Annotated in this window: 9 protein-coding genes and 2 riboswitches; of the genes, 2 read left to right on the plus strand and 7 right to left on the minus strand. The window is 66.1% G+C overall.

Annotated elements, in window-relative coordinates; translation table 11 throughout:
* Positions 1 to 51 precede the first annotated feature (51 nt).
* Positions 52 to 3,987 (plus strand): trifunctional transcriptional regulator/proline dehydrogenase/L-glutamate gamma-semialdehyde dehydrogenase, encoded by a 3,936-nt coding sequence (gene putA, locus G3N59_RS13910; RefSeq protein ID WP_205983199.1) that lies wholly within the window; start codon positions 52 to 54, stop codon positions 3,985 to 3,987.
* Positions 3,988 to 4,080: 93 nt separating this feature from the next.
* Positions 4,081 to 5,229 (plus strand): branched-chain amino acid ABC transporter substrate-binding protein, encoded by a 1,149-nt coding sequence (locus tag G3N59_RS13915; RefSeq protein ID WP_205983200.1) that lies wholly within the window; start codon positions 4,081 to 4,083, stop codon positions 5,227 to 5,229.
* A 142-nt stretch (positions 5,230 to 5,371) separates the two neighbouring features.
* Here the strand turns inward: G3N59_RS13915 and G3N59_RS13920 are convergent, their stop codons facing one another.
* The 7 genes from G3N59_RS13920 to G3N59_RS13950 all read right to left on the minus strand — a co-directional run bounded on the left by G3N59_RS13920 (position 5,372) and on the right by G3N59_RS13950 (position 15,661).
* Positions 5,372 to 7,096 carry a thiamine pyrophosphate-binding protein gene (locus G3N59_RS13920; protein WP_205983201.1) on the minus strand — a complete coding sequence of 575 codons (1,725 nt, stop codon included), beginning with the start codon at positions 7,094 to 7,096 and terminating at the stop codon, positions 5,372 to 5,374.
* 81 nt (positions 7,097 to 7,177) lie between these two features.
* The gene (locus G3N59_RS13925) at positions 7,178 to 8,566 is read right to left on the minus strand and encodes an L-serine ammonia-lyase (protein ID WP_205983202.1); all 1,389 of its coding nucleotides are present in this window, start codon (positions 8,564 to 8,566) and stop codon (positions 7,178 to 7,180) included.
* Between the two features lie 103 nt (positions 8,567 to 8,669).
* Complete coding sequence (locus G3N59_RS13930; RefSeq protein WP_205983203.1) at positions 8,670 to 9,812, minus strand: alginate lyase family protein; 1,143 nt, start codon at positions 9,810 to 9,812, stop codon at positions 8,670 to 8,672.
* A 191-nt stretch (positions 9,813 to 10,003) separates the two neighbouring features.
* Positions 10,004 to 13,003 carry an aminomethyl-transferring glycine dehydrogenase gene (gene gcvP / locus G3N59_RS13935; protein ID WP_205983204.1) on the minus strand — a complete coding sequence of 1,000 codons (3,000 nt, stop codon included), beginning with the start codon at positions 13,001 to 13,003 and terminating at the stop codon, positions 10,004 to 10,006.
* Positions 13,004 to 13,073: 70 nt separating this feature from the next.
* Positions 13,074 to 13,454, minus strand: a complete 381-nt coding sequence (gene gcvH, locus G3N59_RS13940; RefSeq protein ID WP_205983205.1) for a glycine cleavage system protein GcvH — start codon at positions 13,452 to 13,454, stop codon at positions 13,074 to 13,076.
* Between the two features lie 81 nt (positions 13,455 to 13,535).
* Positions 13,536 to 14,654 carry a glycine cleavage system aminomethyltransferase GcvT gene (gene gcvT, locus G3N59_RS13945; RefSeq protein WP_205983206.1) on the minus strand — a complete coding sequence of 373 codons (1,119 nt, stop codon included), beginning with the start codon at positions 14,652 to 14,654 and terminating at the stop codon, positions 13,536 to 13,538.
* A 110-nt stretch (positions 14,655 to 14,764) separates the two neighbouring features.
* Positions 14,765 to 14,897, minus strand: a riboswitch (glycine riboswitch).
* A gap of 35 nt (positions 14,898 to 14,932) precedes the next feature.
* Positions 14,933 to 15,024: riboswitch (glycine riboswitch) on the minus strand.
* Positions 15,025 to 15,292: 268 nt separating this feature from the next.
* Positions 15,293 to 15,661 (minus strand): hypothetical protein, encoded by a 369-nt coding sequence (locus G3N59_RS13950; protein ID WP_205983207.1) that lies wholly within the window; start codon positions 15,659 to 15,661, stop codon positions 15,293 to 15,295.
* Between the last annotated feature and the right edge of the window lie 49 nt (positions 15,662 to 15,710).

The raw sequence follows: 15,710 nt of genomic DNA on the forward strand, positions 1-15,710 counted from the left end.
CCAACTTTTTAGTCTTTGGCCGGTGCGGGTCAGCCGGCATACGAAGGAAACATGGCTAGCACCACCCTTGGCGTCAAGGTCGACGACCTCCTCCGCTCGCGGCTCAAAGATGCCGCTACGCGCCTCGAGCGCACCCCGCACTGGCTCATCAAGCAGGCCATCTTCGCGTACCTCGAAAAGATCGAGCACGGCCAGCTGCCGCCCGAGCTGAACGGCCACGTGAGCGCCGCCGATCTCTCCGATAACACCGGCGACGGCCCCGACGAATACGCGTCGCACCCGTTCCTCGAATTCGCCCAGAACGTGCAACCGCAATCGGTGCTGCGCGCGGCCATTACGGCGGCGTATCGCCGCCCCGAGCCGGAGTGCGTGCCGTTCCTGATCGGCGAAGCGCGTCTGCCCGCCAATCTGACCGCCGACGTCACCAAGCTGGCCACCAAGCTGGTCGAAACGCTGCGCGCCAAGCGCACCGGCGGCGGTGTCGAAGGCCTGATCCACGAGTTTTCGCTGTCCAGCCAGGAAGGCGTGGCGCTGATGTGCCTGGCCGAAGCGCTGCTGCGTATTCCCGACCGCGCCACGCGCGACGCGCTGATCCGCGACAAGATCAGCAAGGGCGACTGGAAATCGCACGTCGGCCACGCGCCGTCGCTGTTCGTGAACGCCGCCACCTGGGGCCTCATGATCACCGGCAAGCTGGTGACGACGAATAGCGAAACCGGTCTGTCGTCGGCGCTCACGCGCATGATCGGCAAGGGCGGCGAGCCGCTGATCCGCAAGGGCGTCGATATGGCGATGCGCCTGATGGGCGAGCAGTTCGTCACCGGCGAAAACATCTCCGAAGCGCTGGCCAACAGCCGCAAGTTCGAAGCACGCGGCTTCCGCTATTCGTACGACATGCTCGGCGAAGCAGCCACCACCGAAGCCGATGCGCAGCGCTACTACGCCGCCTACGAGCAGGCGATCCACGCGATCGGCAAGGCGGCCGGCGGCCGTGGCATCTACGAAGGTCCGGGCATCTCGATCAAGCTGTCCGCGCTGCATCCGCGTTACTCGCGTGCGCAGCAGGAACGCACCATGAGCGAGCTGCTGCCGCGCGTGCGTGCGCTCGCAGTTCTCGCGCGCCGCTATGACATCGGCCTGAATATCGACGCCGAAGAAGCCGACCGTCTCGAAATCTCGCTCGACCTGCTCGAAGCGCTCTGTTTCGATCAGGAACTGGCGGGCTGGAACGGCATCGGTTTCGTGGTGCAGGCGTACCAGAAGCGCTGCCCGTTCGTGATCGACTACATCGTCGATCTGGCGCGCCGCAGCCGTCACCGCATCATGGTGCGTCTCGTGAAGGGCGCGTACTGGGATACGGAAATCAAGCGTGCGCAGGTCGATGGCCTCGAAGGCTATCCGGTCTACACGCGCAAGATCTACACCGACGTCTCGTACCTCGCCTGCGCGAAGAAGCTGCTGGGCGCGCCGGACGCGGTGTATCCGCAGTTCGCCACGCACAATGCGTACACGCTGGCCGCGATCTATCACCTCGCGGGCAACAACTACTATCCTGGCCAGTACGAATTCCAGTGCCTGCACGGCATGGGCGAGCCGCTGTACGAAGAAGTCACCGGCCCGCTGGCGCAGGGCAAGCTGAACCGTCCGTGCCGCGTGTACGCACCGGTCGGCACGCACGAAACGCTGCTCGCGTACCTCGTGCGCCGTCTGCTGGAAAACGGCGCGAACACCTCGTTCGTGAACCGTATCGCCGATGAAACCGTGCCGGTCAGCGAGCTCGTCACGAACCCCGTCGACGATGCCTCGAAGGTCGTGCCGCCGGGCGCGCCGCACACGAAGATTCCGCTGCCGCGCGAACTGTTCGGCAGCGAGCGTCTGAATTCGATGGGTCTCGATCTCTCGAACGAACATCGCCTGGCGTCGCTGTCGTCGGCGCTGCTGGCAAGCGCGCATCATCCGTGGCGCGCCGCGCCGATGCTCGCCGATATCGATCTCGCCGATGGCGTGGCGCGTGACGTGCGCAACCCGTCCGATCTCCGCGATCTGGTCGGCACCGTGGTCGAAGCCACCAGCGAACACGTGAGCGCCGCGCTCGCGCACGCCGTCGCCGCCGCGCCGATCTGGCAGGCCACGCCGGTCGAAGCGCGCGCCGATTGCCTGTCGCGCGCCGCCGATCTGCTCGAAGCGCAGATGCACACGCTGATGGGCCTGATCGTGCGCGAAGCGGGCAAGTCGCTGCCGAACGCCATCGCCGAAATCCGCGAAGCGATCGACTTCCTGCGCTACTACGCCACGCAGATCCGCGAAGAGTTTTCGAACGACACGCATCGTCCGCTCGGCCCGGTCGTCTGTATCAGCCCGTGGAACTTCCCGCTGGCGATCTTCATCGGCCAGGTGGCCGCCGCGCTCGCCGCCGGTAACACCGTGCTCGCGAAGCCGGCCGAACAGACGCCGCTGATCGCCGCACAAGCCGTGCGCATCCTGCGCGAAGCGGGCGTGCCCGCAGGCGCGGTGCAACTGCTGCCGGGCGATGGCGAAACCGTGGGCGCGGCGCTGGTCGCCGACGCACGCACGCGCGCCGTCATGTTCACGGGCTCGACCGAAGTCGCGCGCCTCATCAACAAGACGCTGTCGCAGCGTCTGGATTCGGATGGCCGTCCGATCCCGCTGATCGCCGAAACGGGCGGCCAGAACGCGATGATCGTCGATTCGTCGGCGCTCGCGGAACAGGTCGTCGCCGATGTGCTGCAAAGCGCGTTCGACTCGGCCGGCCAGCGTTGCTCGGCGCTGCGCGTGCTGTGTCTGCAGGACGACGTGGCCGATCGCACGCTCGAAATGCTCACGGGCGCGATGCAGGAACTGGCGGTGGGCAACCCCGATCGTCTCTCGGCCGACGTCGGCCCGGTGATCGACGCCGATGCCAAACGCGGTATCGACGCTCACGTGGCCGGCATGCGCGAAAAGGGCCGCAAGGTCCTGCAGATGGCGATGGGCGAGGACTGCGCGAAGGGCACTTTCGTGCCGCCGACGCTGATCGAAATCGACAACCTCGACGAACTCAAGCGCGAAGTGTTCGGCCCGGTGCTGCATGTGATCCGTTATCGCCGCAGCCAGCTCGACAAGCTGCTCGAACAGATCCGCGCAACCGGTTACGGCCTCACGCTCGGCATCCATACGCGTATCGACGAAACCATCGCGCACGTGATTGGCCGCGCGCATGTGGGCAACATCTACGTGAACCGTAACGTGATTGGCGCGGTGGTCGGCGTGCAGCCGTTCGGCGGCGAAGGTCTGTCGGGCACGGGTCCGAAGGCGGGCGGCGCGCTGTATCTGTCGCGTCTGCTGGCCAAGCGTCCGGCCGGTCTGCCGAAGTCGCTCGCGGATTCGCTGATCGTCGATCAACCGCAAGGCGAAGGCTCGGGCAATTCCGCTCACGCGAATCTCACGACGCTGCGCGACTGGCTGATCGCCGAGCGCGAACCCGCCCTCGCGGCGCGCTGCGACGGCTATCTGCAATACGTGCTGGCAGGCGCCACGGCGGTGCTCTCGGGCCCGACCGGCGAGCGCAACACCTACACGCTGTCGGCGCGCGGCACGGTGCTGTGCGTGGCTTCGACGCCGACCGGCGCACGTGCGCAGCTCGCCGTCGTGCTGGCCACCGGCAACCGCGCGCTGTTCCAGGGCGCGGCCGGCGAAGCGCTGGTGAACGCGCTGCCCGCAGCGCTCAAGGCACACGTCGCGATCAAGAAGACGGCCGACGCCGACTTCGACGCCGTGCTGTTCGAAGGCGATAGCGACGAACTGCTCGGCCTCGTGAAAGACGTGGCCAAACGCACCGGCCCGATCGTCTCGGTGCAGGGCGTGGCGGCTCACGCGCTCGCCAACGGCGATGAGGATTACGCGCTCGAGCGACTCCTCACGGAGCGCTCGGTCAGCGTGAATACGGCTGCGGCTGGCGGCAATGCAAATCTGATGACGATCGGTTAAGCACAGTCCATACTGTCGGTCGTCTCAAGACAAGGAAGCGGCAAAGCTACGAGCCGAAGCCGCTCATTCGTTACCTGGTACCAAGGAGAAGCTATGCAACACACGATGAAGCAGCTGGCAGGCGCAACGCTGGTTGCCGCCCTGTCGCTGGCGGGGACCGCACACGCGCAGCAGGTCGAGGACGTGAAGGTCGGTTTCGCTGGCCCGATGACGGGTGCGCAGGCGCACTACGGCAAGGACTTCCAGAACGGCATCACGCTGGCAGTGGAAGACATGAACGCGACCAAGCCGGTGATCGGCGGGAAGCAAGTGCGTTTCGTGCTGGATTCCGCGGATGACCAGGCCGACCCGCGCACGGGCACGACGGTCGCGCAGAAGCTTGTCGACGACGGCATCAAGGGCATGCTCGGCCACTTCAACTCGGGCACGACGATCCCGGCTTCGCGCATCTACGCGAACGCAGGCATCCCCGAAATCGCCATGGCAACGGCGCCGGAATACACGCAGCAAGGCTTCAAGACGACGTTCCGCATGATGACGTCGGACACGCAGCAAGGCTCGGTGGCGGGCGCGTTCGCGGTGAAGAACCTCGGCATGAAGAAGATCGTCGTGGTCGATGACCGCACGGCTTACGGCCAGGGTCTCGCCGACGAATTCGCCAAGGCGGCCAAGGCTGCCGGCGGCACCATCGTCGATCGCGAATACACCAACGACAAGGCCGTCGACTTCAAGTCGATCCTGACGAAGGTGAAGTCGCTGAACCCGGATCTGGTCTACTACGGCGGCGCCGATTCGCAGGCCGCACCGATGGTCAAGCAGATGAAGTCGCTGGGCGTGAAGGCCCCGCTGATGGGCGGCGAAATGGTTCACACGCCGACCTTCCTGCAGATCGCGGGTGACGCAGCGAACGGCACGGTCGCTTCGCTGGCAGGCCTGCCGCTGGAAGAAATGCCGGGCGGCAAGGACTACGTTGCGAAGTACAAGAAGCGCTTCGGTGAAGACGTGCAGACGTACTCGCCGTACGCTTACGACGGCGCAATGGCCATGTTCGACGCCATGAAGAAGGCCAACTCGACGGACCCGGCGAAGTACCTGCCGCTCCTCGCGAAGACCAGCATGCCGGCTGTGACGTCCAAGGACCTCGCGTATGACGCGAAGGGCGACCTGAAGAACGGCGGCATCACGCTGTACAAGGTTGTCGACGGCAAGTGGACGACGCTGCAAAGCGTGGGCGGCAAGTAAGCGCTTTTGAGCGCTTGACGCTAGCCTGAAGTAAAAAAGCCCCGCGAGATCGCAAGATCCGCGGGGCTTCTGTTTTATGCGCGCGCCTTCGATAACGTCAAAGGTGAGCTTATTCAGGATTCCTTTTCAGTCTTTTTTCCCGTCATTCGCCGCGCGATTTTCTGCCCGCTTCGCGTACCTGTTCGAGCGTAGCCGCTGGCGTGCTCGCTTCCTTCGTCACGCGGATTTCGATCAGCGCGGGCTTGCCCGCCTTGAGCGCGCGCTCGAGTGCAGGGCCGAATTGCGCCGTGCTCGTCACCACTTCGCCTTGCGCGCCGAACGACTGCGCGAACGCCGCGAAATCCGGATTGGTGAGTTGCGTGCCATGCACGCGGTTCGGATAGTGGCGCTCCTGATGCATGCGGATCGTGCCGTAGTGGCTGTTGTTCACGACGATGAACACCACGTTCAGGCCGTACTGCATCGCAGTGGCGAGTTCGGGCGCGGCCATCATGAAGCAGCCGTCGCCCGCGAGCGCCACCACGGCGCGTTCTGGATAAAGCGACTTTGCGGCGATCGCAGCGGGCACGCCATAACCCATCGCACCGCTGGTGGGCGCAAGCTGCGAGCGGAAATGCCGGTAAGCAAAATGCCGATGCAGCCAGGTCGCGTAGTTGCCCGCACCATTCGTGACGATCGCGTCATCGGGTAGTTGCGCACGCAACTGTTGCATGACTTCGCCGAGTTGCACGTCGCCGGGCATCGGGCGCGGCGCGCGCCAGGCGAGATACGCTTCGTGCGCCTCGGTGGCGGCACCGGTCCACGCGGGCATATCGGGCGCGGGCAATGCCGCCAGCAATGCCGCCATTTCCGCGAGACCGGAAACGATCGGCAAATCGGCGGCATAGACGCGGCCGAGTTCTTCCGCGCCTTGATGCACGTGAATCAGCGTCTGCTGCGTTTTGGGAATGTCGAAGAGCGTGTAGCCGCCCGTGGTGGATTCGCCCAGACGCGGGCCGAGCGCAAGCAGCACATCGGCTTCGCGAATACGCGCGGCCAGCGCCGGATTGATCCCGAGCCCCACATCGCCCGCATAGTTCGGATGATCGTTGCTGAGCGTGTCCTGGAAGCGGAACGCAAGACCCAGCGGCAACTGCCAGTTCTCGATAAAGCGTTGCAGATCGGCGCAGGCGTCAGGCGTCCAGCCGTGGCCGCCCGCGATCACGAAGGGCTTTTTCGCGCCCGCCAGCAACGCGCGCACGCGTTCCATCTGTGCCGCCGATGGCGACGCCTGCACGCGCTGCGCAGCTGGCGGCGTGCGCTGCGCTTCGGCGGCAGGAATCGCGCCGCTGAGCATGTCTTCGGGCAGCGCGAGCACGACCGGACCAGGGCGGCCCGAGGTCGCGATATGGAAAGCGTGGCTCAGGTATTCGGGCACGCGGCGCGCGTCGTCGATCTGCGCGACCCACTTCGCCATCTGCCCGAACATGCGCCGATAGTCGATCTCCTGAAACGCCTCGCGGTCCATCTGTTCACGCGCGACCTGGCCGATCAGCAGGATCATCGGCGTGGAATCCTGGAAGGCCGTATGCACGCCGATCGACGCGTGCGTCGCGCCCGGCCCGCGCGTGACGAGCGCTACGCCCGGCTTGCCGGTGAGCTTGCCGGTGGCTTCGGCCATATTGGCGGCGGCCGCTTCGTGACGGCACACGATGGTGTCGATGCGCGCGGTTTCATCGGCGAGCGAATCGAGCACGGCGAGATAGCTCTCGCCCGGTACGCAGAACACGCGCTCGACGCCATTGGCGACCAGCGCATCCACCACGAGGCGCGCGCCGGTGGTGGTCGATGCCTTGCTTGAAGCGGTTTCGTTCGACTGCTGCTGCATGGCGTTGCTGTCTCCTCTCAGTCCTGAATCGGGTTTTACGATCCTGCTTCGATATGTGTGCGCCGGTGCATCAGCCTGCGATCAGCACTCGACGATATTCACCGCCAGGCCGCCGCGCGAGGTCTCCTTGTATTTCGTCTTCATGTCGGCGCCGGTTTCGCGCATCGTCTTGATGACGGAGTCGAGCGAGACGTAATGCGCGCCGTCGCCGCGCAGCGCCATGCGCGCGGCGTTGACGGCCTTCACCGACGCCATCGCGTTGCGCTCGATGCACGGAATCTGCACCATGCCGCCGACCGGATCGCAGGTGAGACCCAGGTTGTGTTCCATGCCGATTTCCGCGGCGTTTTCCACCTGCAGCGGCGTGCCGCCCATCACGGCCGCGAGTGCGCCCGCCGCCATCGAGCAGGCCACGCCCACTTCGCCCTGGCAGCCCACTTCCGCGCCCGAAATCGACGCATTGAGCTTGTAGAGAATGCCGATGGCTGCGGCCGTGAGCAGGAAGTCGATCACGCCTTGCTCGTTCGCGCCGGGCGTGAAGCGCACGTAGTAGTGCAGCACGGCGGGGATGATGCCGGCGGCGCCGTTGGTCGGCGCGGTGACGACGCGCCCGCCCGCGGCGTTTTCTTCGTTGACGGCGATCGCGTAGAGGTTGATCCAGTCGATCATCGAGAGCGGGTCCTGCAACGCGCGCTCCGGGTGCGCGGTGAGCGCGCGATAAAGCTGCGGCGCGCGGCGCTTGACCTGGAACGGGCCGGGCAGCGTGCCTTCGGCATCGGGATTATTGATGCCGCAGCCGCGCGTGACGCACGATTGCATCACGTCCCAGATGCGCAGCAGGCCCGAGCGGATTTCCTCGTCGCTATGCCAGACGCGCTCGTTTTCGAGCATCAGTTGCGCGATGCTCTTGCCCGTCGAGGCGCACAGCGCCAGCAATTCGGCGCCCGAGCGGAACGGATGCGGCATCTGCTCCACCGCGGACAGCACCTTGGTATTGGGCGCGCCCGCCGTGACGACGAAGCCGCCGCCCACCGAGAGATACGTGCTTTCGCGCAGCGTCGCGCCGCTGGCGTCGAGTGCGCGCAGCTTCATGCCGTTCGGGTGTTCGGGCAGCGCCTGGCGATAGAACGCGATGTGCTCCTTCATCACGAAGGGGATCGTGTGATGGCCGAGCAGCGCGAGCAGGCGCGAGGTGCGCACGGCTTCGAGGCGTTCGTTGATGGTGTCGGGATCGACGGTGTCGGGCGCATCGCCCATCAGGCCGAGCATGACGCCGCGGTCGGTGCCGTGGCCCTTGCCGGTGGCGCCGAGCGAGCCGTACAGCTCGACTTTCACCGAGGCGGTGGGCGCGAGCAGCCCGTCGCGTTCCAGCCCTTCGGCGAACATCAGCGCCGCGCGCATCGGGCCGACCGTGTGCGAGCTCGAAGGCCCGATGCCGATCTTGAAGAGATCGAAAACGCTTACTGCCATGGGTACTGCTCCTGCTTGATCGTGTCGGTTTTCAGGGGATGCCGCACGGTGCGGTGCGCGGCATCGGACTCAATGCGCCACCGCTGCAACCCATCACGCGCTTCTAGCGCGCCGGCAACGGCAGGCAGACGGCAACCCACGCGGGTGGCGTGGGCGCCAGCTTCAGCGCGATCGGCGTGTAACGGCCGTCCAGTCGCGCTGCAAGGTGGTACAGCTCGGCGGCGTTCTTCGGGTCCCATGCGCCGGTGTAGCCGGGCAGCCCGGCTTCGCGGCGTTTGGCGTCGAACGGCACGCTCGAATGCACGAATTCGTCGTGCGATTTGTCGCCCGTGGCGTAGGGCGTCAACCAGTCCAGCGCGGCCGCCAGCGTGGCGCCGTTGGCGGCGCGCTCCGGCAGCCAGTTGCGGTTGTGGCGGCGCGCAGCGAGCGCGGCCGTCACGAGCGGCTGCAGATCGTAGGTCACGTAATGCAGTGCGTCGCGTTCGCCGAAGTCGAGCGTCGAGCCGTCCGGCGAAACGTTGTCGCCGATATGCTCGATAAACAGGCGCTGCGCCGTCGCAATCATCTTGCGGTTGTCGAGCGTGAACGCGATCATCGAAATCAGTTTGACGCGATGGCTCTGCCAGTTGTTCGCGAAAGTGCCCTTGAGCGGGCGCGGCTGCGCATCCACCTGCTGGATGTAGCCGTTGGCGAACTTGTTCAGGAACACCATCGTGGCGTTGCGCGTTTTCACGGGCAGCGCGCTGGCGGTCATGTCGTAGGCGAGGATCAGCCCTTCGAAACGCGTTTCGTCGATGGGATTGAAGCTCGGCTGATAGGTCGTGACCCAGGCGAGCAGGAAGCGGTCGACCAGCTTGAGATAGCGGTCGTCGCTGGTCGCGCGCCAGGCGAGCGCTGCATTGCGCATCAGGTCGAGTTCTTTCTCGGCCTCCACGCTCTGGTCGTAAATCCCCTCGTGCGGCAGCGTGCCTTCCGTATGCAGCTTCGCAAGCGGATGCGGCGTGTCGTTCACGTGCGACTGCACTTCGGCCACGAGCGCTTTCACGCCCGGATCGGCATTGGTGCGCTCGCTCGTTTGCAGCGCGGGCGCCGCGCAGAAGTTCATCGCCGCGCGCGCCGGTTGCGCCGCGCCCAGGGCGATCAGCCCCGCGCCCAGCAGACAGGCCGCGACGCGCGTGCGCGCCCGGATCGCCTGCGTAATTGATTGAGCATGCCCGGCAAAGGCCGTTTCCACCTTCCGCGCCATGCGCGACTCCCTGGTTCAAGGCTGACAGGTGTGTGATGTTAACGGTTTGGCGGACGTTTGCGGCGGCAAATGTACGTTGCGCAAAAGCCGCCGCGGCCCCGCAAGGGGCGCGCGGCGGCTCGAACGCCTCGCAGCGGGGCCGGCAGGCGGCCACGAGACGGCGCGACAGAGCGTGCGGCGCCGGGCGCGTGTTACTCGCCCGCGCCCTGAGCGGCGGCTTCGTCGGCATATTCGCCGACCGGCACGCACGAACAGAACAGGTTGCGGTCGCCATACGCGTTGTCGGCGCGGCCAACCGGCGGCCAGTACTTGCGCGCCACCAGCGACGCCAGCGGATAGGCCGCCTGCTCGCGCGAGTAGCCGTGCTTCCAGTCGTTCGCGATCACCACGGCGGCCGTGTGCGGCGCGTGACGCAGCGGGTTGTCTTCCTTGTCCGCGCGGCCTTCCTCGACGGCACGGATTTCCTCACGGATTGCAACCATCGCGTCGATAAAGCGATCCAGCTCTTCCTTCGATTCCGATTCGGTCGGCTCGACCATCAGCGTGCCCGGCACCGGGAAGCTCATGGTGGGCGCGTGGAAGCCGTAATCCATCAGACGCTTGGCGACGTCGTCCACGGTGATGCCGCTTGCATCCTTGATCGGGCGCAGGTCGAGAATGCACTCGTGCGCGACCAGTCCGCCCGGGCCGCTGTACAGCACCGGGAAGTGCGGCGCGAGCTTCTTCGCGACGTAGTTGGCGTTGAGGATTGCGGTTTCGGTGGCGGCGGTGAGGTTTTCCGCGCCCATCATGGCGATGTACATCCACGAGATCGGCAGGATCGATGCCGAGCCGTACGGCGCCGCGCTCACCGCGCTGATGCCGTGGCCCTGATCGCTCGAACGCTTGTAGCCCGACGAAAGCTGGTTCGGCAGGAACTGCGCGAGGTGCGCGCCCACCGCGACCGGACCGACGCCCGGGCCGCCACCGCCGTGCGGAATGCAGAAGGTCTTGTGCAGGTTCAGGTGCGAGACGTCGCCGCCGAACTGGCCCGGCGCTGCGAGACCGACCATCGCGTTCATGTTCGCGCCGTCGACGTACACCTGGCCGCCATGCGCGTGAACGATTTCGCAGACTTCGCGCACGTTCTGTTCGAACACGCCATGCGTGGACGGGTACGTGATCATGATCGCCGCCAGCTTCGCGGCGTGCTGATCGGCCTTGGTCTTGAGATCGGCGATATCGACGTTGCCTTGCGCATCGCAGGCCACCACCACGACCTGCATGCCGGCCATTTGCGCCGATGCCGGGTTCGTGCCGTGCGCCGAAGCCGGAATCAGGCAGACGTTGCGGTGCGCTTCGCCGCGCGAGGCGTGGTACGCCTGGATGATCAGCAGGCCGGCGTATTCGCCTTGCGAGCCGGCGTTCGGCTGCAGCGAAACCGCGGCGTAACCGGTCGCGGCCACCAGCATCTGTTCGAGCTGATCGACCATTTCGCGATAACCGACGGTCTGTTCGGCGGGCGCGAACGGGTGAATCTGGCCGAACTCGGGCCACGTGACCGGCAGCATTTCCGACGTGGCGTTGAGCTTCATCGTGCACGAGCCGAGCGGGATCATCGAGCGGTCGAGCGCGAGGTCCTTGTCCGACAGGCTGCGCAGATAGCGCAGCATTTCCGTTTCCGAATGGTGACGGTTGAAAACCGGGTGCGCGAGGTAGGCGCTTTCACGCGCGAGCGCGGCCGGGAACGTCGCGTTCGTCGCGTTCGCCGCGTTCGTTGCAGCGGCAAGCTCGGCGTCCAGCTTGTCGACCGACGGCGTTTCGCCCGCGAACGCGGCTTGCGCGAACACGGCGAGCAGGTCGGCCAGATCGGCGCGCGTCGTGGTTTCGTCGACGGACACGCCCACGCGCGTTTCGCTCACGCGGCGCAGGTTCATGCCGCGTGCGAGCGCCGCGTCGTGCAGCGCCTGGGTGCGCGCGCCGGCTTCGAAGGTGAGCGTGTCGAAGAACGACTCGTTGGCGAGCGTGTAGCCCAGTTGCTTCGCGCCGGCCGCGAGGATCGCCGCGACGCGGTTCACGCGCAGCGCGATGCGCTTCAGGCCTTGCGGGCCGTGATAGACCGCGTACATGCTCGCCATGATCGCGAGCAGCGCCTGCGCCGTGCAGACGTTCGAAGTGGCCTTCTCGCGGCGGATATGCTGTTCGCGCGTTTGCAGCGCGAGGCGCAGCGCCGGGTTGCCGTTCGCATCGACGGTCACGCCCACGAGGCGGCCCGGCATCTGGCGCTTGAATTCGTCCTTCACCGCGAGGTAAGCGGCGTGCGGGCCGCCGAAGCCCATCGGCACGCCGAAACGCTGCGAGTTGCCCACGGCCACGTCCGCGCCCCATTCGCCGGGCGGCGTGAGCACGGTGAGCGCGAGCAGATCGGCGGCGGCGATCACCGCGCCGCCTGCCGCGTGCACGGCCTGGGCGAGTTCGCGGTAATCGCGCACATCGCCGTTCGCGCCCGGGTATTGCAGCAGCACGCCAAAAGCGCCTGCCTGCGCGGCGTCAGCCGCCGGACCGACCTTGACTTCGATGCCGATCGGTTTTGCGCGCGTCTGCACGACTTCGATGGTCTGCGGCAGCACATCGTCGGCGACAAAGAACACGTTCGACTTCGACTTGCCCACGCGCTGCACGAGCGTCATGGCTTCGGCGGCGGCGGTGGCTTCGTCGAGCAGCGAGGCGTTCGAGATCGCCAGACCCGTGAGGTCGACGATCATCTGCTGGTAGTTGAGCAGGGCTTCGAGGCGGCCCTGCGAGATTTCCGGCTGATACGGCGTGTAAGCCGTGTACCAGGCCGGATTTTCGAGCACGTTGCGCAGGATCACGGCCGGCGTATGCGTGTCGTAGTAGCCCTGCCCGATGTACGAGCGGAACACCTGGTTCTTGTCGGCGAGCGCGCGCAGGGCGGTGATCGCTTCGGCTTCCGAGCGCGGTTGCGCGAAGGGCCCAAGCGGCAGCGTTTCCTTGCGGCGGATCTGCGCCGGAATCACCGCGTCCATCAGCGCGGCGCGCGAGGCAAAGCCCAGCGCATCGAGCATCGCCTGCTGGTCGGCCGTATCGGGGCCGATGTGACGGGCGGCGAAGGCGTCGTGGGCTTCGAGTGCCGCGAGCGAAATAGCCGAGGGCGAGGTGTTCATCAGACGATCCGGGTGTTCGAGCTTCATGAAATTTCCTGCCGGCGGGCGGCGTGAGGCCCGTCAGGAGCCTCGCGCCGCCGCGCCGATGCGGTTGGGGTTATGCGCCGATTGCCTTTTCGTAGGCGGCGGCGTCGATCAGCCGGTGGAGGCTGGCGTCTGCTGCGGGCTTGATCTTGAAGAGCCACGACTCGTACGGCTCGGTGTTGACATCGTCGGGGGTATCGACGAGTTCGGCGTTCGACGCGACGATCTCGCCTGCGACCGGTGCGTAGATGTCCGATGCGGCCTTGACCGACTCGATCACGGCGATCGCTTCATCGACGTGGACCTTGCGGCCGGGTTCCGGCAGTTCCAGGAAGACGATGTCGCCCAGCGCCTGCTGCGCGTGATCGGTGATGCCGACGGTCAGCGTGCCGTCGGCTTCGGTGCGGACCCACTCGTGCGATTCGGTGTATTTCAGATCGGCCGGGATGCTCATGGTTGCTCCAGTGCGTGGTTGCTTATAGGGCTTGAAAAGAGGGAGGCGTGCGCGGCGCGAAGCCTGTCTATGCGGACAGGATCAGGCGACCAGCACCTTGCCGTTGCGCACGAACGGGAGTTTTACCACGCTTGCGGGAAGGGCCTTGTCACGGATCTGCACCTGCACGGCGTCGCCCGGCTGCACGCCCGCGGGCACGCGCGCGAAGGCGATCGATTCCTGCATCGTCGGCGAGAAAGTGCCGCTCGTGATCTCGCCTTCGCCCTGCGCCGTGAGGACCTTCTGGTGGGCGCGCAGCACGCCCGCGGCCTTGCCGTTTTCCTTATGCAGGATCAGGCCGACGAAGGTCGAACGCGTGCCATTGGCTTCGAGCGCGGCGCGCCCGGTGAAGTCGCGCGGCTCTTTCATGTCGACGGTCCAGGCGAGGCCCGCGTCGAGCGGCGAAACGCCTTCGTCCATGTCCTGGCCGTAGAGATTCATGCCGGCTTCGAGGCGCAGCGTGTCGCGCGCGCCGAGGCCACAGGGCTTCACGCCCTGGCGTACCAGCGCATCCCAGAGTTCGCAGACGGCGGCGGCCGGCACGACGATTTCGAAGCCGTCTTCGCCGGTGTAGCCGGTGCGCGCGATCATCAGCTCGCCGAACGGCGTCGCTTCGATCTTCGCGGCATTGAAAGGCTTGAGCGTTTCGGAGGCGCTGCGCGAGGAGGGCGCAACCTGCCAGACTTTTTCGCGGGCGTTCGGGCCCTGCACGGCGACGATCGCCAGATCGCGGCGCGGCGTGATGGTCAGGCCGAAGCCGCCTTCGGCGTTGAGCTTGTCGAACCAGGCGATGTCTTTTTCGGCGGTGCCCGCGTTGACGACGGTGCGGAATGCATCGTCGGCGAAGTAATAGACGATCAGGTCGTCAATCACGCCGCCTTCGGGGTTGAGCATGCAGGAGTAGAGCGCCTTGCCCGGCACCGTCAGCTTGGCGACGTTGTTGGCGAGCGCGCGGGCGAAGAACTCGCGCGCCTTCGCGCCGGCGAAATCGACCACGCACATGTGCGAGACGTCGAACATGCCGGCGTCGGTACGCACGGCACGATGCTCGTCGATCTGCGAGCCGTAGTTGACGGGCATGTCCCAGCCGCCGAAGTCGACCATACGGGCATTGAGCGCGCGGTGCGTGTCGTTCAGCGGGGTGCGTTTGAGTTCGGTCATGGGGCCTCAGGCGGTCGCGAGGTTTCGTGCGGAATTCACGTGATTTCGCGCGAAAACGAAAAAGGCCATGCAGGAAACGCCGCCGGCACAATGCCCGTGGTCGTTTCCTGCATGGCCCCTCTGTCCTCGATACCTGAGAGATTGCGCCTCGAAAGACGCGCGCCCCTTCGGTGGGCAGCCTGAACGTCCGGGTGCGTTACGATCCGCGCCGCCGTCCTACTGCCGCTCTCCAGAGTTGCGGACCTGAGTGCCGATTCGCCTGCGGCGATCCAGCGGTCCGGCGCGCACGGTCCTTTTGCCTGAGAGTTTGTGGGTTGCCCCTTCGGCGGCGCCATCCGACTTCGACGGCGCGCTCTCCCGACGCGCGCAGCGATTGTGCTGGACGCCGCGGGGCTATGTCAATCCGGAAAAAATGGGTTTCGGGGCGGCGGGTAGCGACGCGCGAAAGGCTGTGATGGCCGCCTGGCAAGGGATTGCGCGAGGGCGTTTGTGCTCGCCGTGCTCTCGCAGACAGGCGATTTTTGGCTTGCGATCTGGCCCGTTTGGTTCGTTTGGTTCGTTCGGTTCCAGCGCGCGCGCAAAAGAAAACGGGCCGCGCGAAGGCGGCCCGTTGCGTCAAGCGATGCGCTGCGGCGGATTTATTCGCCGATCGCGCGCGCCGCCGTATCGAGTTCCTGATTCAGCACGTGCTGTTCGTCGCCCGAAATGCCGCCGCCATGCTGGGCGGCCATGTCGTGCGCTTCGCCGCGAATGGTGTCGAGACGGTGATGCAGCGCGCCACCCTGGGGCGGCGGGTAGTAGCCCTGATTCACGCGGTTGTCGATGCGATGGCTCAGGTTGTCGATGCGCGCATCGATCTGATGCAGACGGTCCACGGCCACTTCATGCGGATTCGGGCCGCTGCGCACAGCGGGCTGGTTGACGACGCACGCGGCGAGCGTCGAAACGAGCGCGCTCGCGGCGGCGAATTGAACGGTACGGCGGAAGGCACGGTTGATACGGGTCATTGCTTCGACTCTCCTTGTGGTCATTGCTGCTCTTTTTGGCGTTGTACGT

This window comes from Paraburkholderia sp. Ac-20340 (genome assembly GCF_017104965.1).
In the GTDB taxonomy this organism is placed as follows: domain Bacteria; phylum Pseudomonadota; class Gammaproteobacteria; order Burkholderiales; family Burkholderiaceae; genus Paraburkholderia.